We start from the raw sequence: 24,374 nt of genomic DNA, 5'->3' as shown, positions 1-24,374 counted from the left end.
CTACCCCCCCGGGGGGGGGGGGGGCCCCCCCCCCCCCGGCGGGGGGGGGGGGCCGGGGGGGGGGGCGCGGGCCCCCCCCCCCCCCCCCCCCCCCCCCCCCCCCCCCCCCCCCCCCGGGGCCCCCCGCACCGCTGGGCGGGCCTGCGGGCGCTGTTCCGCGGCGGGCGGTGGCCGGTGACGCTGCTGTTCTGGCTCACCTCCTTCGCCGGGCTGATGCTGGTGTACGGGGTGGGGCAGTGGCTGCCGAAGATCATGGGTGACCTCGGCTACGAGACCGGTGACGCGCTGCTGTTCTCCACCGCGCTCAACGTCGGCGGCATCGGCGGCATGGTCGTGGCCGGCCGGCTCGCCGACCTGGTCGGGGCACGGCGGATCGTGGTCGCCTGGTTCGCGCTGACCGCGGTGTTCGTGCACCTGCTGGGCGTGCACCTGCCGGTGGCGGTGCTCTACGTCGTGGTGTTCTTCGCCGGGCTCCTGCTGTTCAGCGGGCAGAGCATGGTCTACGCGGCCGTCGGCACCCACCACGACGCGGGCGACCGGGACACCGCGCTGGGCTGGGTGGCCGGGATGGGGCGCTTCGGCGCGGTCTTCGGGCCGTGGCTCGGCGGTGCGCTGCTCGCCGCGGGCCGCGCCGACCTCGGTTTCACCGCGTTCGCGGTCACCGGCCTGTTCGGCGCGGCGATGATGGCGCTGGCGAGTCTGACCATCCGGTTCCGCGGTCCGCGCTCCTCGCGGCAGCGCTCCGAGGCCGGCGGTTAGACTCGGTGGACAAAATTGTTCGCAATCATCGGTACGGGGTAGGCCAGTGACGACAGCGAAGCGCGACTCCGGGCGGTCGGCGGTGGTCGACGAGATCCGGGACGCGATCACCCGCGGCGACTTCGCGCCCAACCAGCGCCTGGTGGAGGCCGAGCTCTCCGAGCAGTTCGACGCGGGTCGCGGCGCGGTCCGCAACGCGCTGGTGCAGCTGGCCACCGAAGGCCTCGTGGAACGCGTGCAGAACCGCGGCGCCCGGGTGCGCGCCGTGCCGCTCGACGAGGCCATCGAGATCACCGAGGTGCGGATGGTCGTCGAAGGCCTGTGCGCGGCACGCGCCGCCGAACGCGCCACCGACGACGACAAGGCCGAGCTGCGCGAGATCGCCGACCAGATGCGGGCCGCGGTCGCCGGCGGCGACGTGTGGGGTTACTCGGAGCTGAACAAGCGGCTGCACTCCCTGGTCCTGCGCGTCAGCGGGCAGCGCACGGCGCACGAGGTGCTCAGCAGGCTGCGCGGGCAGAACGTGCGCCACCAGTTCCGCCTCGCGCTGCACCCCGGCCGCCCCGGCGTGTCGCTGCCGCAGCACCTGGCGATCGTCGACGCCATCTGCGCGGGCGACCCGGTGGCGGCCGAGCAGGCGATGCGCGAGCACCTGCGCAGCGTCATCGACGCGCTGCCCGAAGTGGACGGGACGCGGATCAGCGCGCTCTGACCTCACCGGGCCGGTAGGTGCGGGGTTCCGCGGTCGACCGGACCAGCGCCCGGAGCGATTCCAGGCCACCGGTCAGCAGCCCGGCGGCGCGGGCCTGCACGAGGACGTTGCCGAGGGCGGTGGCCTCGACCGGCCCGGCGACGACCGGCCGGCCGGTGCGTTCGGCGGTCAACCGGCACAGCAGCTCGTTCCGCGCCCCGCCGCCGACGACGTGCACCGCGGACAGCGCGCGTCCGGTGAGGATCTCCAGCCGCGCCACGGATTCCGCGTACGCGGACGCGAGGCTCTCCAGGATGCACCGGGTGAACTCGGCGCGGTCGCGGGGAACCGGCCGGTCGTGCTCGGTCAGCCACGCGGTGATGCGCGCGGGCATGTCGCCGGGCGCGAGGAACCGCGGGTCGTCCGCGTCGAACTCGGCCACCGGCGGCACCTCGGCGGCCGCCGCCAGCAGCGCGGGCAGGTCCACGGCCGGTCCGGTGCGCTCCCACTCCGCGACGCATTCGGTGAGCAGCCACAGGCCCATCACGTTGTGCAGGTACCGGATCCGCCCGTCGACGCCGAGCTCGTTGGTGAAGTTCGCGGCCCGGCCCGCCTCCGACAGCAGCGGGCGCTCCAGCTCGACGCCGACCAGCGACCACGTCCCGCAGGAGATGTAGGCGAACGACTCGTCCCGGGCGGGCACCGCGACCACCGCGGAGGCGGTGTCGTGCGACCCGACCGCGGTGACCGGCACGCCGGTGTCGAGCGCACCGATCCGCTCACCCGGCGACACCAGCGGCGGCAGCAGCCCGCGGTCGTGGCCGAGGCGCGCCGCCAGCGACTCCGACCACTCGGCGGTGCGCACGTCCAGCAGCCCCGTGGTGGAGGCGTTGGTGCGTTCGGCGACCTGCTCGCCGGTCAGCCAGTACGCCAGCAGGTCCGGCAGCAGCAGCATCCGCTCGGCCGCCGCCAGCAGCCCGCTGCGCCGGTCCGCGGCCAGCTGGAAGATCGTGTTGAACGGCAGGTGCTGCAACCCGTTGACCTCGTACAGCTCCGCCGGCCCGATCACCGAGTGCACGTCGGCCACGGCGGCTTTGGTGCGCTCGTCCCGGTAGTGGTGCGGCGTCCCGAGCATCCGGCCGCCGCGCAGCAGCGCGTAGTCCACCGCCCACGAGTCGATGCCGACGCTCACCGGATCCGCTTCGTGCGCCGCCAGCTCCAGGGCCGCGCACACCTGCCGGTGCAGCTCCAGCACGTTCCAGTGCAGCGACCCGCGCACCCGCACCGGCCCGTTCGGGAACCGGGCGAGCTCGCGCATCCACAGCTCGCCCGGCCCGGCGTGCCCGAGCACGACCCGCCCGCTGGTGGCGCCGAGGTCGACGGCGGCGACGGTGCCGCTCATCGCAGGAACGCCGCGGCGACCCCGGCGTCCACCGGCACGTGCAGCCCGGTGGTGTGGCTGAGGTCGCCGCCGAGCAGCGCGAACACCGCGTTCGCCACGTGCTCGGGCAGCACCTCGCGCTTGAGCAGGGTGCGCTGGGCGTAGAACTCGCCCAGGTCCTCCTCGGCGACGCCGTACACCTGGGCCCGCTGCGCGCCCCAGCCACCGGCGAAGATCCCGCTGCCGCGCACCACACCGTCCGGGTTGACGCCGTTGACGCGGACACCGTGCCCGCCGAGCTCGGCCGCCAGCAGCCGCACCTGGTGCGCCTGGTCCGCCTTGGTCGCCGAGTAGGCGATGTTGTTCGGCCCGGCGAACACCCCGTTCTTCGACACGACGTACACGACGTCGCCGCCGAGCCCCTGGTCGATCAGCACCCGCGCGGCCGCCTTGCTGACCAGGAACGAGCCCTTCGCCATCACGTCGTGCTGCAGGTCCCAGTCGGCGGCGGTGGTCTCCAGCAGCGGTTTCGACAGCGACAGGCCGGCGTTGTTGACCACCACGTCGAGCCCGCCGTACGCGAGCACCGCCGCGTCCACGGCGGCGCGCACCGCGTCCTCGTCGGTGACGTCGGCGCCGACGCCGATCGCCACGTCGGCGGACCCGAGTTCGGCCGCGGCCTCCCGGGCCTTCGCGGCGTCGAGGTCGGCGAGCACCACGGTGGCGCCGTCGCGGGCGAGGCGGGCGGCGGTGGCCTTGCCGATGCCGGAGGCCGCCCCGGTGACCAGCGCGACCTTCGTGGCGAGCGGTTTCGGCGCGGGCCGCCGCCGCAGCTTCGCCTCCTCCAGCTCCCAGTACTCGATGCGGAACTTCTCCGCCTCCTCGATGGGGGAGTAGGTGGACAGCGCCTCCGCCCCGCGCATCACGTTGATCGCGTTCACGTAGAACTCGCCCGCCACCCGGGCGGTCTGCGCGTCGGCGCCGTAGCTGAACATGCCCACGCCGGGCACGAGCACGATCGCCGGATCGGCACCGCGCATCGGCGGTGAGTCCGGGGTGGCGTGCCGCCGGTAGTAGGCCGCGTAGTCCGCGCGGTACCGCTCGTGCAGCTCCCGCAGCCGCGCCACCGATTCCTCGACGGTCGCGGTCGCGGGCAGGTCCAGCACCAGCGGCGCGACCTTGGTGCGCAGGAAGTGGTCCGGGCAGCTGGTGCCGAGCGCCGCCAGCCGCGGATGTTCCGCGCGGGACAGGAATTCCAGCACCTCGGGCCCGTCGGTGAAGCGACCCACCTGCCGCCGGTCGGTGCTGACCAGCCCGCGCAGCACGGGGGCGAGCGCCGCTGCCCTGGCCCGGCGCTCCGCGGCGGGCAGCGGTGCGTACCCGTCGAGGACCGCGCCGAACGGCTCGGGCCTGCCGTGCTCGGCGATGTGCTCGGCGGCGGTGTCGATGATCCACCGCGAGTTCCGCTCGCACTCCTCGGCGGTGCCGCCCCACGCGGTGATGCCGTGCCCGCCGAGGACGGTGCCGACGGCCCGCGGGTGGGTGCGCCGGATCTCGGCGATGTCCTCGCCGAGCTGCCAGCCGGGCCGCCGCCACGGCACCCACACCACCCGGTCGCCGAAGATCTCCTCGGTCAGCCGCGGCCCGTCGGCGGCGGTGGCGATCGCGATGCCGCTGTCCGGGTGCAGGTGGTCCACGTGGCAGGCGTCGACGAGGCCGTGCATCGCGGTGTCGATGGACGGCGCGGCACCGCCCCTGCCGTGCAGCACGTGGTCGAACGCGGCGACCATCTCGTCCTCCCGGTCCGGTCCGGGGTAGACCGCGGACAGCGCGCGCAGCCGGTCGAGCCGCAGCACCGCCAGCCCCTGCTCGGTGAGGGTGCCCAGGTCGCCGCCGGAGCCCTTCACCCACATCAGGTCCACCTCCTGCCCGGTGACGGGGTCGACGTCGCGGCCCTTGGCGGAGGTGTTGCCGCCGGCGTAGTTGGTGTTGCGCGGGTCGGCGCCCAGCCGGTTGCTGCGCGCGATCAGGTCGTGGACGGTGCGGTTCGGCATGGTCTCCTCTCCTCGGGCGGGCATCAGGCGCCCCACCCGGCCTGCGCGCCGCCGGTGCGCTGTTCGGCGAGCACCCGCTGGTGGCCGGATTCGGCGTAGGCGCGCAGCGGGTCGGCGGGCAGCCCGCGGGCGGCGCGCCACTCGGCCAGCGCGGGCCGGACATCGGTGTGGAAGGCGTCCATCAGCACGTCGTTGGCGCCGAGCACGTCGTGCTCCTGCTGCGCCGTCGCCAGCGCCGCGCGGTCCACCAGCAGCGCGCGGGCCGTCATCTCCTGCACGTTGAGCACCGAGCGGATCTGGCCGGGGATCTTCTCCTCCACGTTGTGGCACTGGTCGAGCATGAAGCGCACCGGCGAGCCCTCGTCCAGCCCACCGCCGGCCACCACCTCGTGCAGGATCCGGAACAGCTGGAACGGGTCGGCGGCACCGACGATGAGGTCGTCGTCGGCGTAGAACCGCGAGTTGAAGTCGAACGACCCGAGCTTCCCCAGCCGCAGCAGCTGCATCACGATGAACTCGATGTTGGTGCCCGGCGCGTGGTGCCCGGTGTCCAGGCAGGTGAAGGCCCGCTCGCCGAGCGCGCTGACCTGCACGAACGAGGTTCCCCAGTCGGGGACGTCGGTGTGGTAGAAGGCCGGTTCGAAGAACTTGTACTCCAGCACGAGCCGCTGGTGCTCGCCGAGCGCCGCGTAGATCTCGGCGAGCGAGTCGGCGAGCCGGTCCTGCCGGGACCGCAGCGAACCCTGTCCCGGATAGTTGGTGCCGTCGGCGAGCCAGATCTTCAGGTCGGTGGACCCGGTCTCGTGCATGATCTCGATGCAGCGCAGGTGGTGGTCGATCGCCTTGCGCCGCACCGCGGCGTCGACGTGGGTGAGGCTGCCGAACTTGTAGTCGGCGTCCTGGAACGTGTTCGAGTTGATCGTGCCCAGCCGCACCCCGAGCCCGTCCGCGTGCGCGCCGAGCGCGGCGAAGTCGTCCACCGCGTCCCACGGGACGTGCAGCGCGACGGCGGGGGCGAGGCCGGTGAGCTCGTGCACCTTGGCGGCGTCGGCGATCTTCTCCTGCGGGGTGCGCGGCGTACCGGGGGTGCCGAACACCTTGAACCGGGTTCCGGAGTTGCCGAAGGCCCAGCTCGGCAGTTCGATCGCCTGCCGCTCCAGGGTGGGGACGATCGCCTGGAACGTGGTGGTCATTGCTGTGCTCCTTCGTGCTGTGCGAGCTGGTCCGCCAGGTGGAAGACCTCGGGCAGCGCGGTGGCGTTCTGGTCCGCGCGACCGCCGTCGCCGACGAACAGGTCGGCCATGTACCGCTCCCAGCGGGCGGCGACGGGGGAGGCGGCGAGGTGGGCGTCGGAGTCGGCGACCGAGTCGGTCTCGTAGTAGCCGATCAGCAGCCCGTCGGGCCGCAGGAACAGCGAGTAGTTCCGCCGCCCGGAGGCCGCCAGTTCGCGCAGCATCTCCGGCCACACCGCGGCGTGCCTGCGCAGGTACTCGTCGATCCGGTCCGGGTCGACCTGCAGCTGGAAGCAGACGCGGGTCACGGCGCCACCACCGCGCCGCCGGTGGTCCCGGAGCCGTACCGCTCTCGCTCGATCTGCTCCAGGCTCTTGCCCTGGGTGCGCGGCACCCAGACGGTGCCGATCAGCAGCGAGCCGAGCAGCAGCCCGAGGATGAGGGTTCCGAGCCCGCGCAGCCCGATCTGGGTGAGCAGCGCGGGGAATCCGACGCTGAGCAGTCCGACCAGCACGCGGGCGGCGAGGAACAGCACGCCCTGCGCGCTGGCCCGGTAGCGGGTCGCGAACAGCTCGCTGGCCCAGAGCCCGTAGAACGCCTGCGCCCCGATGCCGGAGGACACGCCCCAGCCGACGGCGAAGAACAGCAGGGTGGCGGTGCCCGCGGGCGCGTAGATCAGCGCGGCCCAGGCGAGCACGCCCAGCGCGGCGCCCGCGCAGTACAACCACCGCCGGCTGACCCGGTCGGCGAGCAGCATGAACCCGAAGTAGGTGGCCGCGCTGGTGCAGCCCCACACCAGCACCTGCAGCAGGTACTGCTCGGTGGCGGAGGTGAGCCCGACGGCCTCGTACATCCGCGGCTGGAAGATCCCGGCCTGCCCGGCGACCCCGTTCCAGAGCGCGTACACGCCGAACAGGAACAGCATCGCCAGCAGGTTCGTCCGCCGGGTGAACAGGCCGCGCAGGCTGCCGGCGAAGGTGACCTGCCCGGATTCGGCGGTGCGGTTGCGCCACACCGTCGATTCGGCGAGGCCGCGCCGCACCCACCAGGTGACCGCGGCGACGACGAACAGGTGCAGGAAGATCAACCGGCTGCCGAGCAGCCCGAGCGGGGCGACGACGACGGCGAGCAGGTAGCCGAGCGTCGGCCCGATCGACCAGGCGAGCTGCGCGGCGCCGACGTGCGCGGCCCGCCGGTCGGGCGGCGCCTCCTCGGCGATGTAGGTCCAGGAGGCGGTGACCCCGGCGCCGACGGCGATGCCAGTGAGCACGAACGCGGTCAGCAGCATCCCGAACGAGGTGGCGAACACCGCGATCAGCACGCCGAGCATGTAGAGCAGCAGGTCGTAGGTGTAGATGAACTTCCGCCCGTAGCGGTCGCACAGCGGTCCGCCGATGGCGGCACCGGCGGCGGCGCCGAAGGCGTTCGCGCTGAGCGCGGCGAGCAGCCCGACGGCCAGGTCGTCCAGCCCGAACCGGTCCTGCCAGAGCCCGAGGCTGGTGGCGATCGCGATGATCGAACCGGCTTCGATGTAGTTCGACATGGCCACGGCGATGGTCGCGCGCCAGCCGGTCGTGGTCTTGCTACCGAATCGGACCCCCATCGGTCCTCCTGTCCATCGGCGGTGATGCGCAGGTTCGGGGCACGCGGCACCCGGTGGTAAAACGTTTCAATCGATGGCCTGCACGATAGGAGGAGGTGTGGAGCCGGGGCAAGGCCCGTCCGGGTGCCGGTCGATCGGCCGTAGCGTCGCGATCAGTCGCCCGGCACGCGTTCAGCCGCGTCCTGTTCGATCAGCGGACTGGTCCAGTCGGGTGCAGGCCGACGCCCGCGTGCCTGTGTAACGTTTCAACATACCGTGGTGGCAAGCACCGATCAGCCGTCCGCGACGAGCCGATCCCTGGCTCCCGCGAACAGCGCGGCGCACGCCTGGACCAGTTCCTCCGGCCGCCGGGTCCGCCCGCTCAGCAGCCAGTCGACCAGCAGGTGGTTGACCGCGCCGACGAGCGCGATCGTCGTCAGCCGCCGCTGCGTGCCCGGTTCGACGTCGCTCAGCCACCTCTCGCCCAGCAGCTCGGCGAACTCGGTGAGCACCGCGTGCCGCCGCGCCTCCAGCGCCGCCGACACCCCGACCACTTCCACCAGCACGATCCGCGCGCGTCGCTGGTCGGCCACCAGGAACCCGACGAAGGCGTCCAGCCCGCGCGGCACCATGTCGGCGGAGCCCTCGTGCCCGGCCACCGCGGCCAGCGTCGTGCCGCGCAGCCCGTCGACGAGCTTGTCGTACACGGCGGTGAGCGCGGCCTCCCGGTCGCGGAAGGACTCGTAGAAGTACCGCTCGGTGAGCCCGGCGTGCGCGCACAGCTGCTTGACCGAGGTCGCCTGGTAGCCGCGGTCGCCGAACAGCTCCTGGGCGGCGTCGAGCAGGGCGGCGCGCCGCTGCCGCGCGCGCTCGGCCGGGTCGAGACCGGCGTAGCGGCGGCCGCCCGGGTTCGGCTGGTTCGCCATCGCGCCCCTTTCGCGGCGAGGAGGACGTCCGCTACCTTATCGATCTGACACGACGTCGTGTCAGATCGGACTGCGAGGTGAGGACGTGCGGAGGACACCGGCCGGGATGATCATCGCGGTCACCGGCGGCGCCCGCGGCATCGGGCGCGAGATCGCGCGGACGCTGGCCGCGGCCGGCGCCCGCGTCGCCATCGGGGACCGCGACCTGGCGGCCGCCGAACGCACCGCCGCCGAACTGCCCGGCGAACTCGCCGCGTTCCCCGCCGACGTCACCGACACCGGCTCGTTCGCGGCCTTCCTGGACGCGGTCGCCGACCGGTGGGGGCCGATCGATGTGCTCGTGAACAACGCGGGCGTGATGTGGGTCGGCCCCTTCGACGAGGAACCGGAGAGCGCCGTGCGCCGCCAGCTGGAGGTGAACGTGCACGGCGTCATCCGCGGCGTCCGGCTCGCCGCCCCGCGGATGCGCGAGCGCGGGCGCGGCCAGATCGTCACCATCGCCTCCGGCGCCTCCAAGTTCGCGCCACCGGGCGAAGCGACCTACGCCGCGACCAAGCACGCCGTGCACGGCTACCTGGACGCGGTGCGCGCCGAGCTGCACGGCACCGGCGTGCGCCTCTCGCTCGTGCTGCCCGGTGTCGTCGACACCGAACTCGCCGCGGGCACCGCCACCGGCCCGGTGCGCAGGCTCGCTCCCGCCAAAGTCGGCCGGGCCGTGCTCCGCATCGTCCGGCGGCCCCGGTTCGAACTCAGCGTGCCCCGCCGGCTGGGCTTCGCGACCTGGCTCGCCCGCGTCCTGCCCGACCCCGCCCGCTACCGGCTGCAACGCGTCCTGGTGCCGAACCAGGTCGCCGCGGTCACCGGCGGCACCACCCGCAGCGCCTACGAGGACCGCGCGCTCACCGGAACCGACGAGGAGACCCGATGACGGCGACCGCCACGCCTACCGTCCGCCCGATCCCCGAGTTCGAGGGCGTGCACGACGTCTGGCCCCGCGGCGACCGCCTGGAAGCGGTGCGCGAGGCGGCCGCCCGTTACCGGGAGCGCTTCCTCGCCCAGGGCACGATCCGGGCGATCCGCAGCATCGACATCGCCGCCGCCCCGTACCCGTCGCGGTACGCGTTCCAGGGCTACAACCTGTCCCTCAACCCGATGATCTCCATCATCAACCGGATGTTCGTGATTCAGTTCGAGGGCTTCGACGGGGAGCTCAAGACCCTGGTGTGGGAGCCGACGGTGGCGGCCGGCTCGGCAGAGGCGCCGTTCTACGCGAAGCTGCAACGGCTCGCGGGCGACTTCCTCGCCGACAAGGTCTTCGCCAAGTACTACAACGACCCCGACGAGGTGCTGCCGCGGCTGGGGCTGCGCAACTCCGACGTGGACTACGTCAGCTTCGACCACCTGCACGTCCAGGACGTGCGCATGATCATGGGCAGCGATCGGGTCATCCCCGGTGAGCGGGAGCCGCGCGCGCCGCTGTTCCCCGGCGCGAAGCTGCTGGTGCACCGCAAGGAACTCGCCACCCTCGAATCCCCGCACCCCATGCAGTGGGCGTGGTATGTCGACGGCGGCATGGACGGCGTGCCCGCCGAACGCCTCGAAGTGCTCGACGGCGACGTGGAGCTCGGCGTCGGCGTCAGCCTGCTGTGGACGCCCGGGCACACCGACGGCAACCACTCGCTGGTGGTCAACACGCCCGACGGGGTATGGGTGTCCTCCGAGAACGGGATGGCCGCCGACAGCTGGCAGCCCGAGCTCTCCAAGATCCCGGGGGTGAAGCAGCAGGCCCGGTTCTTCAACCGGGAAGTGGTGCTCAACGCCAACACGCTGGAGGACTCGTTGGACCAGTACGACTCGATGGTCAAGGAGAAGACCATGGCCTCCCGGTCGTCCCGCGACGCGCGCTGGCTGCAGATCATCCCGTCCTCGGAATGCGCCGACTGGAAGCGGCAGTGGCCGGTGGTGCCCACCTTCACCCACGGCGGGCTGGACTACGGGGAGATCTCCACGCGGCGGGCCTGAGCGGTCGCTCCCGGCCTCCGCCGCCCGTGCTGCCCTGCCGGGGCGGCGGAACCTCGCAGCCGGTCCGGGAACCTGCCCGGCGTCGTGTCGTTCGTCCTGCCGGCGGCGACAACCGCTGAGGGTTCCGCCACCCGAGCACCAGCGACACGAGTGGGAAGGCGGGCGGTGAGGTTCCGCCACCCGAATCCCGAGTATCGGGAGCGGAGGCGTCACCCGGCCTGGGTGTTGTCCTTCTGGCTGCCCCAGCCGTGCCAGCGGTCGATCTCGACCACGGCGGTGACCCGGGAGCGCTCCCGGTCGGGGTAGGGGCTGCCGAGGTAGTGCTGGGCGAGCCGGTCGATGTCCACCAGACCGGGGTCGTCGCGCAGCTCGGTGACCCGGCCGATCAGGGTGACGTGCGTGTACCAGTCCGCGGCGTCGAGCACCGTCAGCGAGACCCGCGGGTCCCGGCGGAGGTGGCCGAGCCGTTTGCGCCCCTCGTCCATGTTCACCAGCACCACGCCGTCGTCCCACAGGTACCAGGTGGCGGCGGAGACGGGCTGCCCGTCGGAGCGCAGGGTGGTGATCGTCGACGGGTTCGGCTTGCGCAGCAAGGCGATCGTGTCGTCGGGGAGCGGTGGCGTGGACATGCGGGTCCTCCCTGTTCCGTCGGTCGGTGCGGCCCCCGCCAACCTACCGGCGCGGGCCGCCCGCCGCCCGGACCGCCGGCGGTCCACTGTGGAGCGATCATCGCCGCCGCACCGTTCGGGGCGGCGGCGATCGTCGCCGCGCTAGCCGATCGGGCAGGTGTCCCGGTACTCGGCGATCTCCGGTCCGCTCGGTGGCGGGCAGAGGAACCGCTCGTAGCGGGTGTCCTCGTCGAGGAAGCGCTTGAGCCAGGCGATGCCCGTCTTCGCGATCGTGGTGTTCGCGGTGTTCGGCGCGAGGTGCCCGGCCCCGGCCAGTTCGAGGTAGGCCTTGTCCGGTTCACCGGGCAGGCTCTCGTAGAACGGTTCCGCGTGCGAGCGGACCGGCGCCACCGAGTCCCGCTCCGCGCCGATGATCAGCGTCGGGGTCCGCACGCCGGACCAGTCCTTCCTGGTGTGCCACGGGGTGAGCGGGATCGCGGCCCGCAGGTCCGGGTCGGCGACGACGGCCTCCAGCGAGCCGCCGCCGCCCATCGAGTGGCCGACGACGCCGAGGCGGTCGGCGTCCACGCGGTCCCGCACGGCCGAGTCCGCGGTCAGGTGGTCGAGCGCGGCGAGCAGCTGGAGCCCGCGCGAATCCGGCTGGTCGGTGGGCGTGAGGGTGTCGATGGTGAACACCACGAAGCCCTGCGAGGCAAGCCGCGGCCCGTACCAGGCCATCGAGGACTGGTCGCCGGTGTAGCCGGGGGAGACGGCCACGGCGCCGAAGGTGCCTTTGGAGGTGTCGGTCGGGTAGTAGATCGTGCCGCCGCCGAAGCCGTCGACGGCGCCGCGCGGCACCACGTCCCGCGCGATGTCGAACGGGCCCAGCGGCGCCGCCAGGCTCTCGTCGGTCGGGTCGGGTCCGCGCTGGAAGGAGTCGTCCGCGGCTCGGGCCACCGGTGACCCGCCCGCCAGCAGGCCGAGCATCGCCGCCAGGGCGATCAGCGTCCGGCGGCCGCGGTGCGTCGGGGGAGGCGTTGCGGTCATGAACCACGCCTTTCTCGGAGCGGATCGGGGTCGCGGGCACCCGGGAGGGGCGTGCCCGATTGATCACCTTCGGAGGATCTTGCCGGATTCGCGTGGCGTCAAGAAAACGTTTTCACCCTCCGGATCTCGCTTTCCCGTGGCTGACATCGATGTCCAAGGTGAATCGAGAAAGCGTTGACATCGATGACAACGAGGCGGTTTCGTGTCCCCAGCCGGCGACGAGGCCGGCGCTCAGCGGCAGAAGGAGCGTGCCGAGGTGGACTTCGCAGCGACCGAAGCGGTCGTCGGCATCGACGTGGGCAGCACCGAGATCAAGGTGCTGGTCGCCGATCGGGCCGGCGTCGTGCTGAGTCTCCGGCGCACCCCGACGCAGTGGCACCGCACCGCGGACGGGCACAGCGAACTGCCCGCCGGCCTGCTGCTGGACCGGGTGCTGTCCGCGATGACCGACGCGGTGCAGGTGGCCGAGCGCTCCGCCGGAGCGCTGCGCGTCGTCTCCGCCGCGATCACCGGGATGGCCGAGTCCGGGGTGCTGCTCGACCGCGGCGGCGAGCCGATGCACCCGGTGATCGCCTGGTTCGACCAGCGCGGCGGCGCCGAACTCGCCGCGCTGCCCGCGGACCTGGCCCGCGAGTTCAGCGCGCACACCGGGCTGCCGCTGAGCCCGCTGTGCTCGTTCGCGAAGCTCGGCTGGCTCGTCGGGCGCGGACTTCCGCCGCAGCGGGCCGGAACCTGGCTCAACGTCCCCGAATTCGTCGCGCACGCGCTCGGCGGGCGACCCGTCACCGAGCCGTCGCTGGCCTCCCGCACCGGCCTGCTGGACCAGGCGACCGAGCGGCCGTGGGACCCGGCGCTGGAACACCTGGCGCTGCCCGCCGCGGTGCTGCCGCCGCTCACCACCGCCGGAACGCCGATCGGCACCGTCGATCACCCCGGCGTGCCGGACGCGGTGCGCGGCGCGGTGCTCACCGTCGCCGGGCACGACCACCCGGTCGCCTCGGTCGCCAGCGGCGTGTGGCACGGCGAGCACCTGTTCGACTCCTGCGGCACCTCCGAGGCGCTGCTGCGGGTGGCCTCCGCGCCGCTGCGCCACGAGCAGCGGCGGCGGCTCACCGCGCAGGGCGTCGCGCAGGGCCTGCACGTGCTGCCCGGCCGCCGCCTGCTGCTCGGCGGCACCCGGGGCGGGCTGCTGCTCGACCAGGTCCTCGCGCTGCTGGGCCGCAAGGACCAACCCGCCAGGGCCGAACTCGACCGCGACTGGCTCGCCCGCGGCCCCGAACCCGGTTCGGTGCGGATCTCCGGCGCGCACGCCCGCAGCGAGCACGTCGACGTGCGCCTCGGCGGGGACGACGCCACCCCGCTGGACGTCTGGTCCGCCGCCCTCGCCCACGCCATGGCCGAGACCGACGCGGTCATCGCGCTGATGGCCGCCGAAGCCGGACCGCACGAACACGTCACCGCCGCCGGCGGCTGGACCCGGATGGGCAGCTTCCGCGCGGTGAAGGAACGCAGCCTCCCGGCGGTCCGCTACGCGCGGATCGACCAGCCCAGCGCCTACGGCGCCGCCATCTTCGCCGCCCGCGCCGCCGCGCACGGCGACGGCGATACCGCGCTGTCCGCAGTGGACATCGCGCGTCGGTTCACCGAGCACACCCTCGACCCCATCGGAGCAGAACTATGACCGCGGCACTCGCCGACATCGCCCAGTCCGACGGCACCTTCGCCATCGTCGCCCTCGACCAGCGCAACACCCTGCGCCGCATGTTCACCGCGGCGGGCCAGCCCATCGACGACGACCTGCTGCGCGCGTTCAAGGGCGACGTCATCGGCGGCCTCTCGCCCAGCGCCAGCGGGCTGCTCGTCGACCCCGACTTCGGCGTCCCGGCCGCCATCGCCGACGGCAACCTCGCCCCCGGCGCCGGACTCGCGGTTGCCGCCGAACCGTCCGATCGCGGCAAGTTCGGCGACGAACCGCTCACCCGGCGCGAACCCGCGCAGGACGCCCGCTGGGTGCGTGACATGGGCGGGCACGCGGTGAAGTTCTTCGTGCAGCTGCGCGCCGACCGGGACCCCGAGCTCGGCGGCCGCGACGTCTCCGCGGAGGCACTGGCCGCCGCCGCCGAGGTCGTGGCGGACTGCCGCACCGCGGGCGTGCCCTCGGTGGTCGAGAACCTGATCTACCCGCTGCCCGGGGAAGGCGAACTGACCCCGGACGCGCGCGCCGACGCGATCATCGAATCCGCCCGCGCCCTCGACGAGCTCAAGCCCGACCTGCTCAAGCTGGAGTACCCCGGCTCGGCCGAAGCCTGCCGCCGGATCGCCGAGGCCGTCAGCGTGCCGTGGGTCGTGCTCTCGGCGGGGGTCGGCTTCGACGAGTTCAAGGACGTGCTGCGGATCTCCTGCGACGAAGGCGGTGCCTCCGGCTTCATCGCCGGCCGCGCGTTCTGGAAGGACGCCGTGCTGCTCGACCAGCCCGACCGGCGGCCGTTCCTCGCCGACACCGCGCGGCGCAGGCTCGACGAGTGCGTCGCCGCGATCCAGAGCCGCGCCACCCCGCACGCCGAAGTCTGACGTCCCCCGGTGGCCGTCCCGCCCGGGCGGCCACCGCTCTTTCCCGGCAGCGTCGCCGGAGAAACGAGGTACGACCGTGACCACCACGTCATCCGTCCCCGCCCCCGCCCGTTCGCCCGCGGCGGCCGTCACCGGAGCCGCGGTCGTCGCGGCGCTCGGCGGGCTGCTGTTCGGCTACGACACCGGTGTCATCTCGGCCGCCCTGCTCTACATCGCCCCGCAGTTCGCGCTCTCCGAGCTGTGGCAGCAGGTCGTGGTGGCCTCGCTGCTGGTCGGCGCGATCGTCGGCGTCGGGCTCGGCGGCATCATCGCCGACGCGCTGGGCCGCAGGCGCACCCTGTCGATCACCAGCATCGTCTTCACCGCCGGTGCGGTGATCTCCGCGCTGGCGCCGGACCTGGCGACCTTGCTGGGTTCGCGGCTGCTGCTCGGCTTCGCGATCGGCACCGCCTCGCTGTCGGTGCCCGCCTACATCGCCGAGATCGCCCCGCCGGAGAAGCGCGGCAGCCTGGTCTCGATCAACCAGATCATGATCAGCTCCGGCATCCTGCTGTCCTACGTGTCCGGTTTCCTGCTCGCCGAAGCGGGCGCGTGGCGCTGGATGCTCGGCCTGGCGGGCATCCCGTCGTTGCTGATGTTCTTCGGCCTGTTCGGGCTGCCGGAGAGCCCGCGGTGGCTCGTCGCGCGCGGCCGGATCGACGAGGCCCGGGCCGTGCTGCGGCGCATCGTCGGCGCCGACCGCGTCGAGGCGGAGCTGAGCACGCTGTCCGGCGCGGTCACCGCCGAGGACTCGGTGACCTACCGGGACGTGCTCAAGCCCGCGATGCGCCCGGCGATCTACCTCGGCATCGGGGTGGCGGCGGTGAACCAGCTCGTCGGCGTCAACGCCATCACCTACTACGCGCCGACGCTGCTGACCAAGGCCGGGTTCGGGGCGTCCGCGGCGATCCTGTCCTCGGTGGGCATCGGCGTGGCGAACGTGGTGTTCACCCTCGTCGGGCTGCTGCTGGTGGACCGGATCGGGCGGCGGCCGCTGCTGCTGGTCGGCCTCGGCGGCGTGGTGGCCTCGCTGGTCGGCATCGGGCTGCTGTACGCGGTCACCGACCTCAGCGGTGGCTGGGGCGTCGTGCTGGTCGCCCTGCTGATCACCTACGAGGCGATGTTCTCGGCGAGCATCGGGCTGGCGATGTGGCTGATCAACAGCGAGATCTTCCCGACCGCGCTGCGCGGGAAGGCGGGCAGCTTCGGGATGTTCACGCACTGGGGCCTGAACCTGATCATCTCGCTGACGGTGCTCAGCGCGTTCGAGGCGTTCACGCCCAGCGGGTTGTTCTGGCTCTACGCGGTGTTCGGCCTGATCGGCTTCTGGTACCTGAAGAAGTACCTGCCGGAGACCCGCGGCCGCACCCTGGAAGAGGTCGAGGCCGTGCTGCGGGCCAGGGCGCGGCGATGAGCCCGCTCGCCCTGTTCGTCTGCGGCGCCCCCGGGGGGCGGCGAGGCCGGCGCCCCCCGGGGGGGGGCGGGCCGGGGGGGGGGGGCCGCCGGGGGGGGGGCGGGGGGGGGGCGGGCGGCGCCGGGGGGGGGGGGCCCCCCGGCCCGGGGGGGGGGGGGCCGCGCGGGGCCCGCCCCCCCGGCGGCGCGGGGGGGGGGGCCCCCCCCGGCCGGTGGGGCGCGGCGCTGCTGGACCTGGACGTGCTGACCGGGCCGCTGACCGCCCTGCTCGGCGAGATCAGCGGCAGCGCCACCCCCGACAGCCCGTGGATGCGGGAGCACGCCCGCGCCGCCCGCTACGAATCGCTGCTGGGGACCGCGCTGGACACGGTGCGCACCGGCACGTCGGCGGTGCTCGTCGCCCCGTTCACCACCGAACGCACCGACCCGGCCGCGTGGGAGGCGGTCGCCGCCCGGTTCCGCGCCGCCGGTGCCGAACCCGTGCTGGTGTGGGTCGACTGCCCGCCCGAGGTGGTGCTGCGGCGGATGCGCGCACGCGCCGCCGCCCGGGACGCGGCCAAGCTCGCCGACCCCGCGCAGGTCCGGGCCGCGCGCGCGGACCCGCCGCGCACGCCCCACGTTAGAGTGAACGCGACCCGGCCGATCGCGGCGCAGCTCACCGAGCTGGACCGCGGCCTGACGGAAAGGAAGTCGGCGTGCCAGCAGGCGACGTCACGCTCTACGACGTGGCCACCGCGGCCGGAGTGAGCCCCAAGACCGTCTCCCGCGTGATCAACGGCGCGGCCGGGGTCTCGGCGAGCACCCGCGACCAGGTGCAGGCCGTCATCGAAGAGCTGAACTACCGCCCCAACTTCCACGCCCGCTCGCTGCGCGTCGGCCGGGACGAGGCGATCGGCGTGGTGCTGGAATCCCTCTCCGACCCGTTCTTCGCCGAGATGGCCAGCGTCATCGAGCGGTGCGCGCTGGAACGCGGGCACGCGGTGCTCGTCTCCAGCGTCGGCGGCGACCCGGACCGGGAGCACGCGCTGGTGGAGAGCCTGCTGCAGCGCCAGGTCTCCGGGCTGATCATGGTGCCGGTGAGCCACGACCAGAGCTACCTGCGCGCCGTCGCCGGCACCACGCCGGTCGTGTTCGCCGACCGCCCGGCGCGACCGGCCGCCGGGCTGGGCACCACGGTGCTCGGCGACGACTTCGGCGCCGCCGAAGCCGCCACCCGGCACCTGCTGCACTCCGGGCACACCCGGATCGCGCTCATCGGCGACCGGCCCGACGTCTACACCACCGGTGAACGCATCCGCGGTTACCGCAGCGCGATGGAGAGCTCCCGCGTCGGCGTGGACGAGACCCTGGTCAAGACCGGCCTGTCCAGCGCCGCCGAAGCGCGCAGCGCGCTGGACGAGCTGCTGCGCTCCGCCGCACCGCCAACCGCGGTGCTGTCCTCCAACGCCCGCTGCTCGCTGGGCGTGGTGCCGGCGCTGCACGCGCGCGGGCGCACCGACATCGCGTTCATCAGCTTCGGCGACTTCCCGATGGCCGATTCGCTGTACCCGGCGGTGTCCGTCGTGGACCAGTCGCCGGAGGTCGTCGCCCGCACCGCCACCGAGGAGCTTTTCAAGCAGCTCGACGGCACCGCGGGCACCGGCGCCACGCTGACCCTCCCGCTGCGGCTGACCGCCCGCGGCTCCGGCGAGATCCCGCTCTCGGCGGTGGGGCGGTAGTCGGGCCGGGTGACGGCGCGGTGCGGTCGAGCCTCGTCGCCCGGTTGCCCGTCCTTCGCCGCCGTCACGGAGGTGATCGGTCGGGGGAGGCGACCGTCGATCAGGACAGCAATTTGCTGTTCCGGATGCGCGGGCGGATCGCCAGCAACGCCCCGCTCGCATCCATGTGCACGAGGCCGGTCTTCCCCCACTCGATGTGGGCCTTCTTCGCGTTGCGACGCCAGGCCGCCAGCGCGGCCGGGATGCCCGCCTCGTGGTCGTCGATGAGCCCGTCGCTCAAGCGCTGGTACTGATCGGCGAGCAGCGCCGAGTACACCTCCACCCGTTCACCGTTGAGCCGGAACACCTGATCCGTTCCCACGAACGGCATGCCGCCAAGCGTGATGCGGGCATCGCCCTGCATCCCGGGAACCGCGGCGGAGGCGGTCGTTCCGAGCCGCGTGCGCTGGCGTTCGGTCAGCAGGTCTCGGGCCGCCGCCCGGTTGCCCGCGAAGGTGAGCAGGGATGCTGCACTGGTCCGGAGCAGGAGGCGAGCGAGCCAATCGTGCCGGTCGTCCCGAACCGCGAACCCCTGTCGCTGGGTTCGTTCGCCGTTCACGGTCGTGGTGATCAAGGGGAGGATGGCGTCGTCCTCCGCGGGGACGGACGGGTCCGGAACCGTGAGCACGCCGTTGCCTTCGGCGGCCAGCAGCCGGATTCCGATGCCGTCGCGGCGCAGCCAAGTGGCGGTCATCAGACCGGGGAAGGGGGCTCCGCGCAGATCGGATTCGCCGAGGACCAGGCCGTGCACGCGGCGGGCGGACTGCGCGAGGGCGGTCGGCGTGGGATCGGTCTTGTTGTGCGACCCCCGGGCATCGATGGCGATGACGCGGACCGGCGCACCGGGTTTGCGCCCGACCAGCAGGTGGTTCGGCCTCGTCGCGCTCGTGCCCGCGGCCGGTCTGTCGGTGCCCGAACCGCAGAACGCCGTCAACACCAGTTCGGAGTCGAGGGCGTCGAACCGGTATCCGGGGAACTGCTCCCGCAAGATCTGCTGGGCGGCCGCCAGGCCGAACGCGGTCCCGAGGTCGCGAGCTTGAGCCCCCTTCCGGTGGTAGTTCAGGTCGTTTCCGTTGCTGCTCAGCTGCATCTCGTCCTGCGCCGTCGAATCGAGCGCCGTGACGTAGCGGAGGCAGTCCCAGTGTTGCGCCACCGCGCGAGCGGAGCCCTGCCCGGCGAGCGCGACGGTTCGGGCGAACGTGTGCAGCACTTGCCAGGGCGTGAGCTCCACGTGGTGGCCGTGCTGCACCGGGACGAGTGTCCTCGGCCGGGCGTGCGGTGCGCGGCCCTTCTTGATGAGGTCTTGATCGAGCTTGCTGGCGCGATTGCTCGCCCGGTTGCTGAGGGACGACGTCGACTCGAGCATGACGTCCGCTTTCCGGCCTAGTTTCTTGAGCGCGACGTGTGCCTTCACGCACCCTCCACAACATCGTGATCAGCAGGACCGCACCCAACTCACCACACCGCCCGCCCCGTTGTCGGCGTCCGTTCGGTTGACGTTCGGAGCAATGGTTTCCGCAGGTGAGCGGTCCTCCGATCGGCGCAGGGTTGCTGCATCCGGGACGGTCGCGGCACGCCGCGGTAGCGCACCGCGAGGGGCCGGTGCGCCGGAAGCAGGACGGTGGTTCAGCCGCCGAGGTGGGGGAGGACGAGTTCGCGGTAGCGGGCGGTCATGGTGGCGAGGACGTGGTCGCCGGGGGTGGCCCAGACGTCGGCGTTGAAGATCTCCACCTCGACGTCGCCGGAGTAGCCGGTGGCGGCGACGAGCCGGGTGAGCTCCGCGAAGTCGATCACGCCATCGCCCATCATGCCGCGGGACAGCAGCGGATCCGGCGCGATCGGGAGCAGGAAGTCGCACACCTGGTAGGCGGCGATGCGGCCTTCGCGCCCGGCGCGGGCGATGCTCACCGCCAGCCGCGGGTCCCAGAACACGTGGAAGCAGTCCACCACGACGGCGACCGCGTCCGCCGGGTGCGGTGCCGCCAGGTCCAGCGCCTGCTCCAGGGTGGAGAGCACGGCCCGGTCGGCGGCGTACATCGGGTGCAGCGCCTCCAGCGCCAGCCGCACCCCGTGCTCGCGGGCGACCGGGACCAGCTCGGCGATCCGGTCCGCGACCCGCGCCCGCGCGTCCGCGAGCCCGCGTTCCCCGGCCGGGACTCCGCCGACCACGACGACCAGCACGTCGGTGCCGAGCGCGGCGGCCTCGGCGATCGCGGCCCGGTTGTCGGCCAGCGCCGCGCGCGCCCCGGCCGGGTCTGCGGCGGTGAGGAAACCGCCTCGGCACAGGCTGGAGACCCGCAAACCCGCGTCCCGCACGACCTTCGCGGCGCTCGCCACTCCCACTTCGGCGACGCGGTCGCGCCACAGCCCCACGGCGGGCAGTCCGGCGCGGGCCGCGCCGTCCACCGCCTCGCGCAGCGTCCACCGCTTCGTCGTCGCCGTGTTCAGCGACAGCCGGGACGGCTCGGTCACGCCACCACCCCGCTCACCAGCAGGAAGGACCGCATCCGCGCGGCCGCCAGGTCCGGGTCGGCCAGCAGGCCCGCCCGGTCGGCGAGCCGGAACACCTCCGCCAGGTGCGGGACCGAGCGGCCCGCGTGCAGCCCGCCGGCCATCGCGAAGCCCGGCTGGTGCCCGTTGAGCCAGGACAGGAACGCGATCCCGGTCTTGTAGTGGAACGTCGGACGCTCGAACACCGCGCGCGCCAACGGTTCCGTGCCGTCCAGGATGGACCTCGCGGTGCTCGGGTCGTCCCGGTCGAGGGCTTGGATCGCGGCCGAGGCGGCCGGGTGGATCGCCGCGAAGATCCCCAGCAGCGCGTCCGAATGCCCGGTGTCGTCGCCGACGACGAGCCCCGAGTAGTGGAAGTCGTCCCCGGTGTAGAGGCGCACCCCCGGCGGCAGCGCCCGGCGCAGCGCGACCTCGTGCTCGGCGTCGAGCAGCGAGACCTTCACCCCGTCCACCTTCTCCGGCCGCTCCCGGACGATCCGCAGGAACGCCTCGGTCGCCGCCGCCACGTCCGAGCCGCCCCAGTACCCGGCCAGCAGCGGATCGAACATCGGTCCCAGCCAGTGCAGGATCACCGGCGCGTCGGCTTCGGCCAGCAGCGTGCCGTAGACCTCGGCGTAGTCGTCGGCCGAGCGCGCCACCGCGGCCAGCGCGCGGGAGGCCATCACGATCGCCACGGCACCGCTGCCCGTCACGAGCGCCAGCTGCTCCCGGTAGGCGCGCAGCACCACGTCGAGCCCGGCCCGCCCGGACGGCAGCACGGTGAGGTCGAGCTGGTCGGTGCCGGCGCCGGCCGCGATCGCACCGCCGCAGGACCGCGCCTCCGCCGTGGACCGGCGCACCAGTTCGGCCGCCTGCGCCCAGCCGACGCCCGCGCCGCGCTGCGCGGTGTCCATCGCCTCGGCGACCCCGAGCCCGCTCGCCCAGATCCGGTGCCGGGCCGCCAGCGTCGCCTCCCAGTCGACGTCGGCGGGGGCGCCGGGCACGTTCTCGCCCAGCACCCGAGGTACCACGTGCGCGGCCGCGTACGCGACGCGGGAGCGCAGCGGGCCGTCCGGTCTCGGCCAGTCCCGCGGCGCGCCGAGCTCGTGCTCGACCAGTCGTCCGTCCGCGGTCGGCAGCGCCAGCGCGGTCACAGGACCACCTCGTCGAGCTCGACGCGGCGGCCTTCGCGGGAGGACGCCAACCCGGCCTCGGCGAGCCGCAACCCGCGCACCCCGGCCAGGAAGTCGTACGGGTGCTCGCCGTCGTCGTGCAGGTGGCGGACGAACTGCTCCCACTGCGCCCGGAAACCGTTGGTGGGCCGGCCGTCGTCGGGCACCTCCGGCCACTGCTCGCGGAACGGCGTCGCCTCCACCAGGTCCGGGTTCCACACCGGGGCGGGGGTGTGCGCGCGGTGCTGCGCGCGGCAGCGGTGCAGCCCGGCGACCGCGCTGCCGTGCGTGCCGTCGACGTGGAACTCGACCAGCTCGTCGCGGTGCACCCGCGTCGCCCACGAGGAGTTCAGCTGCGCCACGACACCACCGGTGAGTTCGAAGGTGGCGTAGGCGGCGTCGTCGGCGGTAGCGGCGTAGCCGCGTCCCTGCTCGTCCCAGCGCCGCGGGATGTGCGTGACGACCCGGGCGGTGACCGCCTCGACCCGGCCGAACAGGTTCTCCAGCAGGTAGTTCCAGTGCGGGAACATGTCGGTGGTGATGCCGCCGCCGTCCTCGGCGCGGTAGTTCCAGCTCGGCCGTTGCGCCGGGCGCAGGTCGCCCTCGAACACCCAGTAGCCGAACTCGCCGCGCACGGACAGGATCCGCCCGAAGAACCCGGATTCCACCAGCCGCCGCAGCTTCAGCAGGCCCGGCAGGTAGAGCTTGTCGTGCACCACTCCGGCGCGGATGCCCGCGTCGCGCGCCGCGCGGGCGAGCCGCAGCGCGCCGGGGACGTCCGCGGCGATGGGCTTCTCGGTGTAGACGTGCTTGCCGGCGGCGATCGCCCTGGTGATGGCCGCTTCGCGCGCGGAGGTGACCTGCGCGTCGAAGTAGAGCCGGTCGTCGTCCTCGGACAGCGCGGTGTCCAGATCCGTCGTCCAGCGGTCCAGGTCGTGGCGCGCGGCGAGCTCGGCGAGCTTCGCCGGATCGCGGCCGACGAGGATCGGGTCGAGCCGCACCCGGGTGCCGTCGGAGAGCGGCACCCCGCCTTGCTCTCGGAGGTCGAGGATCGACCGGACCAGGTGCTGCCGGTATCCCATCCTGCCGGTGACGCCGTTCATCACGACGCCCAGCCTTCGCTCGGTCATGCGGTACCGCCCCTCTGGAAAGCGCTTACCGGAACGGTAAGCGCAACAGGGGGTCCGGAACAAGACACATTGGAAAGCGCTTCCCGTGGCTGCCCGCCGACTGCCCCGGGCGGGCGGGCCACGGCGCTCCCGGCCCGATGGTCCGCGCGGTCGCCGGTGTCGCCGATGCCGCAGGTGGGCCACCGCCTGGTTCGCGGGACCGGACGAACGGGACACCCGTCCGACGCGCCCGGCCCGAGGGTCCGCCCGGTCGCCGCACGGACCACGGGCGAGCGGCCGGTCTGTCAGATGGCGCCGGGCGGATCCGTCGCGCGCCTGGCGCGGGTGCGCGGACCACGAACGGCGTCCGCTCGTCGTGGGTGCGCGGGCCGCTCGCCAGGCCGGGCCAACGGGCGCTCACCCGGCGTGGGCGCTCAAGTGGCTGCCCTCCACCGGGGAGGCGGGTGCGCCTCGGCGGCCGGTCAGCGCCCGGGAGTGCTCTCGCGGAGCACGACCTCGCCGCGCACCTTGCGGCGGCGGGCCTTCTCCGCGTCCTCGTCCAGCACCAGGTCCAGCGCCATCCGGCCCATCTCCGCCAGCGGCAGCCGGACCGTGGTCAACCCGGGGGTGACGTCGCGCAACGTCGAGATGTCGTCGAACCCGGCCACCGCGACGTCCTGCGGCACCCGCACGCCGCGCTCCCGGCAGGCCGCCATCGCGCCCAGCGCCATCAGGTCGTTGATCGCGAACACGACGTCGACGTCCGGGTGCTCGTCCAGCACCCGGTGCATCGCCCGGGAACCCCCGTCGCGGCTGAACTCCTCGGCCGCGCACACCGGCTCCCCGCTCGCCGATCTCCGCCACCAGGTGAGGAAACCGTCCCGCCGGTCCCGCGAGACCAGCAGCCGCTCCGGCCCGGTGAGCACCGCGGGCCGCCGGTAGCCGAGTTCGGCGAGCCGCGCCGCCAGGTCCTGGGCGCCGCGCCGGTTGTCCACCACCACGGTGTCCACCGGCAGCCGCGGTTCGCTGATCGCGGCGACCCGGCCTCCGGCCGCGGTGAACGGCTCCACGTGCGCGGCGAGTTCCCGCAGGTGGGCCCGGTCGTTGATCCGGCTGCCCGCCAGCACGATCGCCCGGCCGCGCTGGCGGCGCAGCGCGGCCAGCAGCTCCAGCTCCCGCTCGGGCCTGCCGCCGGTGCTGCACAGCATCACCAGCAGCCCGTGCTCCTCGGCGGCGGTGGCCAGCCCGGCGGCGATGGTGGAGAAGTAGGGGTCGGCGATGTCGTTGACCAGCAGCCCCACCAGGTCCGTGGAGCCCTTGGCCATCGACTGCGCCTGCGCGTTCGGGGTGTAGCCGAGCCGCGCGGCGGCGGCCAGCGTCCGGTCGTGCAGCTCGGCCCGCACGACCCGCTCGCTGCCGTTGAGGGCGCGGGAGGCCGTGGCGAGGGAGACCCCCGCTTCCTTGGCGACGTCGGTCAAGGTCGCTGCTCGTGCGGCCACCAGGCATCGCTCCTTCCCGGGA

At 73.6% G+C, this 24,374-nt stretch carries 23 protein-coding genes (1 of these 23 running past the window's edge); 10 read left to right on the top strand and 13 right to left on the bottom strand.

Annotated features, from left to right (window positions below; all coding sequences use genetic code 11):
- The 3 genes in view from LCD35_RS07275 to LCD35_RS07265 are tightly spaced (at most 46 nt apart) and all read left to right on the top strand, a layout consistent with a single transcriptional unit that may run on beyond the window.
- Positions 1 to 178, top strand: partial view of an MFS transporter gene (locus LCD35_RS07275; RefSeq protein ID WP_225043934.1) — the 3' end only. 794 nt of this gene lie to the left of the window's left edge; the window shows 178 of its 972 coding nt (coding positions 795–972); its start codon lies off the left edge, out of view; the stop codon is at positions 176 to 178.
- Positions 175 to 759, top strand: coding sequence for an MFS transporter (locus LCD35_RS07270; protein WP_224955744.1), 585 nt, complete (start codon positions 175 to 177; stop codon positions 757 to 759). Before LCD35_RS07275 ends, LCD35_RS07270 begins: the two co-directional genes overlap by 4 nt.
- Positions 760 to 805: 46 nt before the next feature.
- On the top strand, positions 806 to 1,471 hold the full coding sequence (locus LCD35_RS07265) for a GntR family transcriptional regulator (protein WP_224955743.1): 666 nt from the start codon (positions 806 to 808) through the stop codon (positions 1,469 to 1,471).
- Here LCD35_RS07265 and LCD35_RS07260 read toward each other — a convergent pair.
- From LCD35_RS07260 to LCD35_RS07235, 6 genes are all read right to left on the bottom strand, one after another.
- The gene (locus LCD35_RS07260; protein ID WP_224967019.1) at positions 1,458 to 2,852 is read right to left on the bottom strand and encodes a rhamnulokinase family protein; all 1,395 of its coding nucleotides are present in this window, start codon (positions 2,850 to 2,852) and stop codon (positions 1,458 to 1,460) included. The genes LCD35_RS07265 and LCD35_RS07260 overlap by 14 nt on opposite strands.
- The gene (locus tag LCD35_RS07255; RefSeq protein ID WP_224955741.1) at positions 2,849 to 4,885 is read right to left on the bottom strand and encodes a bifunctional aldolase/short-chain dehydrogenase; all 2,037 of its coding nucleotides are present in this window, start codon (positions 4,883 to 4,885) and stop codon (positions 2,849 to 2,851) included. Before LCD35_RS07255 ends, LCD35_RS07260 begins: the two co-directional genes overlap by 4 nt.
- Before the next feature lie 23 nt (positions 4,886 to 4,908).
- Complete coding sequence (rhaI, locus tag LCD35_RS07250; RefSeq protein WP_224967018.1) at positions 4,909 to 6,078, bottom strand: L-rhamnose isomerase; 1,170 nt, start codon at positions 6,076 to 6,078, stop codon at positions 4,909 to 4,911.
- A complete protein-coding gene (locus LCD35_RS07245) occupies positions 6,075 to 6,425 on the bottom strand; it encodes an L-rhamnose mutarotase (protein WP_224955739.1) in 351 nt (116 codons plus the stop codon). Before LCD35_RS07245 ends, rhaI begins: the two co-directional genes overlap by 4 nt.
- On the bottom strand, positions 6,422 to 7,720 hold the full coding sequence (locus tag LCD35_RS07240) for an MFS transporter (protein WP_224967017.1): 1,299 nt from the start codon (positions 7,718 to 7,720) through the stop codon (positions 6,422 to 6,424). The genes LCD35_RS07245 and LCD35_RS07240 overlap by 4 nt, the downstream gene beginning before the upstream one ends.
- Before the next feature lie 272 nt (positions 7,721 to 7,992).
- Complete coding sequence (locus tag LCD35_RS07235; protein WP_224955737.1) at positions 7,993 to 8,625, bottom strand: TetR/AcrR family transcriptional regulator; 633 nt, start codon at positions 8,623 to 8,625, stop codon at positions 7,993 to 7,995.
- A gap of 85 nt (positions 8,626 to 8,710) precedes the next feature.
- Here LCD35_RS07235 and LCD35_RS07230 point away from each other — a divergent pair, with 85 nt between their 5' ends.
- Positions 8,711 to 9,553 carry an SDR family oxidoreductase gene (locus LCD35_RS07230; RefSeq protein ID WP_225043933.1) on the top strand — a complete coding sequence of 281 codons (843 nt, stop codon included), beginning with the start codon at positions 8,711 to 8,713 and terminating at the stop codon, positions 9,551 to 9,553.
- Positions 9,550 to 10,647, top strand: a complete 1,098-nt coding sequence (locus tag LCD35_RS07225; protein WP_225043932.1) for a hypothetical protein — start codon at positions 9,550 to 9,552, stop codon at positions 10,645 to 10,647. Before LCD35_RS07230 ends, LCD35_RS07225 begins: the two co-directional genes overlap by 4 nt.
- A gap of 209 nt (positions 10,648 to 10,856) precedes the next feature.
- Here LCD35_RS07225 and LCD35_RS07220 read toward each other — a convergent pair whose 3' ends face one another.
- Positions 10,857 to 11,276, bottom strand: coding sequence for a PPOX class F420-dependent oxidoreductase (locus LCD35_RS07220; RefSeq protein WP_224955734.1), 420 nt, complete (start codon positions 11,274 to 11,276; stop codon positions 10,857 to 10,859).
- A 141-nt stretch (positions 11,277 to 11,417) separates the two neighbouring features.
- Entirely contained in the window at positions 11,418 to 12,302 is an 885-nt protein-coding gene (locus LCD35_RS07215; RefSeq protein ID WP_225043931.1) for an alpha/beta hydrolase, read from the bottom strand.
- Between the two features lie 256 nt (positions 12,303 to 12,558).
- Between LCD35_RS07215 and LCD35_RS07210 the strand changes: the two genes are divergently transcribed.
- The 5 genes from LCD35_RS07210 (at position 12,559) to LCD35_RS07190 (ending at position 18,043) form a co-directional block, all read left to right on the top strand.
- Positions 12,559 to 13,983, top strand: a complete 1,425-nt coding sequence (locus LCD35_RS07210; RefSeq protein ID WP_224955732.1) for an FGGY family carbohydrate kinase — start codon at positions 12,559 to 12,561, stop codon at positions 13,981 to 13,983.
- The gene (locus LCD35_RS07205; protein ID WP_225043930.1) at positions 13,980 to 14,873 is read left to right on the top strand and encodes a hypothetical protein; all 894 of its coding nucleotides are present in this window, start codon (positions 13,980 to 13,982) and stop codon (positions 14,871 to 14,873) included. Before LCD35_RS07210 ends, LCD35_RS07205 begins: the two co-directional genes overlap by 4 nt.
- Before the next feature lie 76 nt (positions 14,874 to 14,949).
- Positions 14,950 to 16,326 (top strand): sugar porter family MFS transporter, encoded by a 1,377-nt coding sequence (locus LCD35_RS07200; protein WP_225043929.1) that lies wholly within the window; start codon positions 14,950 to 14,952, stop codon positions 16,324 to 16,326.
- Positions 16,327 to 16,565: 239 nt separating this feature from the next.
- Positions 16,566 to 17,072 carry an AAA family ATPase gene (locus LCD35_RS07195; RefSeq protein WP_225043928.1) on the top strand — a complete coding sequence of 169 codons (507 nt, stop codon included), beginning with the start codon at positions 16,566 to 16,568 and terminating at the stop codon, positions 17,070 to 17,072.
- On the top strand, positions 17,021 to 18,043 hold the full coding sequence (locus LCD35_RS07190) for a LacI family DNA-binding transcriptional regulator (RefSeq protein WP_225043927.1): 1,023 nt from the start codon (positions 17,021 to 17,023) through the stop codon (positions 18,041 to 18,043). Before LCD35_RS07195 ends, LCD35_RS07190 begins: the two co-directional genes overlap by 52 nt.
- A 100-nt stretch (positions 18,044 to 18,143) precedes the next feature.
- Here LCD35_RS07190 and LCD35_RS07185 read toward each other — a convergent pair whose 3' ends face one another.
- From LCD35_RS07185 to LCD35_RS07165, 5 genes are all read right to left on the bottom strand, one after another.
- Positions 18,144 to 19,496 (bottom strand): hypothetical protein, encoded by a 1,353-nt coding sequence (locus LCD35_RS07185; protein WP_224955727.1) that lies wholly within the window; start codon positions 19,494 to 19,496, stop codon positions 18,144 to 18,146.
- 212 nt (positions 19,497 to 19,708) lie between these two features.
- Positions 19,709 to 20,554 carry a sugar phosphate isomerase/epimerase gene (locus tag LCD35_RS07180; protein ID WP_224955726.1) on the bottom strand — a complete coding sequence of 282 codons (846 nt, stop codon included), beginning with the start codon at positions 20,552 to 20,554 and terminating at the stop codon, positions 19,709 to 19,711.
- Positions 20,551 to 21,726, bottom strand: a complete 1,176-nt coding sequence (locus tag LCD35_RS07175) for a dihydrodipicolinate synthase family protein (RefSeq protein ID WP_224955725.1) — start codon at positions 21,724 to 21,726, stop codon at positions 20,551 to 20,553. Before LCD35_RS07175 ends, LCD35_RS07180 begins: the two co-directional genes overlap by 4 nt.
- Positions 21,723 to 22,874 (bottom strand): Gfo/Idh/MocA family protein, encoded by a 1,152-nt coding sequence (locus LCD35_RS07170; protein ID WP_224955724.1) that lies wholly within the window; start codon positions 22,872 to 22,874, stop codon positions 21,723 to 21,725. Before LCD35_RS07170 ends, LCD35_RS07175 begins: the two co-directional genes overlap by 4 nt.
- Before the next feature lie 461 nt (positions 22,875 to 23,335).
- Positions 23,336 to 24,352 carry a LacI family DNA-binding transcriptional regulator gene (locus LCD35_RS07165; protein ID WP_225043926.1) on the bottom strand — a complete coding sequence of 339 codons (1,017 nt, stop codon included), beginning with the start codon at positions 24,350 to 24,352 and terminating at the stop codon, positions 23,336 to 23,338.
- Between the last annotated feature and the right edge of the window lie 22 nt (positions 24,353 to 24,374).

It is taken from the genome of Saccharopolyspora sp. 6V (assembly GCF_020176785.1).
Taxonomy (GTDB): Bacteria; Actinomycetota; Actinomycetes; order Mycobacteriales; family Pseudonocardiaceae; genus Saccharopolyspora_C; species Saccharopolyspora_C gregorii.
Note: the sequence above shows the minus strand (reverse complement) of the source record. Positions and strands in the feature narration are given on the sequence as shown.

What these genes read in the sequence shown, in the direction of transcription:
- LCD35_RS07260 (WP_224967019.1), bottom strand. Translation starts at nt 2,852, where the DNA reads ATGAGCGGCACCGTCGCCGCCGTCGACCTCGGCGCCACCAGCGGGCGG.
- LCD35_RS07255 (WP_224955741.1), bottom strand. Translation starts at nt 4,885, where the DNA reads ATGCCGAACCGCACCGTCCACGACCTGATCGCGCGCAGCAACCGGCTG.
- rhaI (WP_224967018.1), bottom strand. Translation starts at nt 6,078, where the DNA reads ATGACCACCACGTTCCAGGCGATCGTCCCCACCCTGGAGCGGCAGGCG.
- LCD35_RS07240 (WP_224967017.1), bottom strand. Translation starts at nt 7,720, where the DNA reads ATGGGGGTCCGATTCGGTAGCAAGACCACGACCGGCTGGCGCGCGACC.
- LCD35_RS07235 (WP_224955737.1), bottom strand. Translation starts at nt 8,625, where the DNA reads ATGGCGAACCAGCCGAACCCGGGCGGCCGCCGCTACGCCGGTCTCGAC.
- LCD35_RS07225 (WP_225043932.1), top strand. Translation starts at nt 9,550, where the DNA reads ATGACGGCGACCGCCACGCCTACCGTCCGCCCGATCCCCGAGTTCGAG.
- LCD35_RS07220 (WP_224955734.1), bottom strand. Translation starts at nt 11,276, where the DNA reads ATGTCCACGCCACCGCTCCCCGACGACACGATCGCCTTGCTGCGCAAG.
- LCD35_RS07215 (WP_225043931.1), bottom strand. Translation starts at nt 12,302, where the DNA reads ATGACCGCAACGCCTCCCCCGACGCACCGCGGCCGCCGGACGCTGATC.
- LCD35_RS07205 (WP_225043930.1), top strand. Translation starts at nt 13,980, where the DNA reads ATGACCGCGGCACTCGCCGACATCGCCCAGTCCGACGGCACCTTCGCC.
- LCD35_RS07170 (WP_224955724.1), bottom strand. Translation starts at nt 22,874, where the DNA reads ATGACCGAGCGAAGGCTGGGCGTCGTGATGAACGGCGTCACCGGCAGG.